The sequence below is a fragment of the Bacillus sp. P4_D3 genome (assembly GCF_056401855.1).
In genome coordinates this window covers 1-818 of sequence record NZ_JBFUIN010001102.1, presented here as the reverse complement: position 1 = coordinate 818, position 818 = coordinate 1, and the positions used below count along the sequence as shown (strand labels likewise).

Genomic DNA, 818 nt, shown 5'->3' with positions numbered 1-818 from the left:
GGAGATGCATCACATATGATGCATCTCCCTTTCTTACTACCAATCAATTGTTTTTGCTTCCTATATATTCAATAGCTTCTTTTAATAACTCCTCAAAATTATGAGGATAATCATGATTTAAGTTAGGCACAACTTTATACTTATGTTCTATATTTTTATCCTTTAATAACTTTACAAATTGCTGTGTACATTCGAAACAATCTTCATCTTGATCCCCACATATTATATATCCTTTTATGCTTTTATCATGTAATATTCCAATCATTTCTTCCCATTCTTCCATTTCCGGGAGCCACGGTGCCACAAAAATAAAACCGTTCACTTCTATTTCACCTTGTAACATGGAATGTAACGCTACTCTTGCCCCAGCAGAAAAGCCACCAATAATAATATTTTCAAATGTATTATTCAATATAATCTTATTGTAATGTCCTTTTAACTCTTCTCTTCCTCTTTCGATATTATCCCAAACATATCCATCTGAAAATTGAATTTGGGAAGATTGAGGCAATGCCAGCATAAAACCTTGTTCCATTACAGAGTTCCAATATGGTTCTATTATTTGTATATTTTCTTGATCCCCATGCAGTGTTATTAGTAGATTTTCATTTTGTTTGCTGTATTTATATTTCAGGTCTGCTTGTTCCGATTTCTTTGCTAATTCTTCTCTTTCTTTACATAATTGAACCATTCTATGAAACTCTTCAAATTTATGTAGTGGTTTTAAATCATCATCGGAAATTAAATACTCGCTTCCGTACCAAAATCCATTCTCTATAATGGCTTCCTTCATTAAATACATCGCTTCTTCTTCAAGT

The 818-nt window shown here is 32.0% G+C and carries 1 protein-coding gene; it reads right to left on the bottom strand.

All coding sequences use genetic code 11. The annotated features are described in order from the left end of the window. Positions 1–43: 43 nt before the first annotated feature. The coding region (locus AC1DTM_RS29545) for an alpha/beta hydrolase (RefSeq protein WP_477001598.1) at positions 44–818 on the bottom strand (775 nt) is incomplete at its 5' end.